1 pseudogene is annotated in these 323 nt (G+C 69.0%); it reads left to right on the forward strand.

From position 1 onward, the window contains the following. Nucleotides 1-124 precede the first annotated feature (124 nt). Nucleotides 125-323: pseudogene (locus J0695_RS44770) on the forward strand (hypothetical protein); the annotation flags it as partial.

Consider the following 323-nt stretch of genomic DNA (forward strand, 5'->3'; position numbering starts at 1 on the left):
GGTTCAAGGTCTCGATGGACCGCAGCGGCGCGGCCTTCGCGGCCGAGCCGGTGCATCCCTCCGCCGACCAGCGGGCGGCCGAGCAGCAGGCGCTTCGTGAGCTCATGGAGCAGGGGCACGCCGCGTGACCCAGCCGGAACCGCTGCACCCGCTCGACATCACGTTTCTGCTGCACGCCGCCGAATTGCTCGACGGGGACCCGCAAGTCGACGACCTCGGGACGCTTTACGCCACAGTGTCCGGGGTCGGGGAAACGCAGATTCATGGCCTTGGGATCCGACATGGCACCCACGGTACCAGCGGTACCACGCCGGGTGTCGTGC

This window comes from Streptomyces beijiangensis, from assembly GCF_017315755.1.
Lineage (GTDB): Bacteria > Actinomycetota > Actinomycetes > Streptomycetales > Streptomycetaceae > Streptomyces > Streptomyces beijiangensis.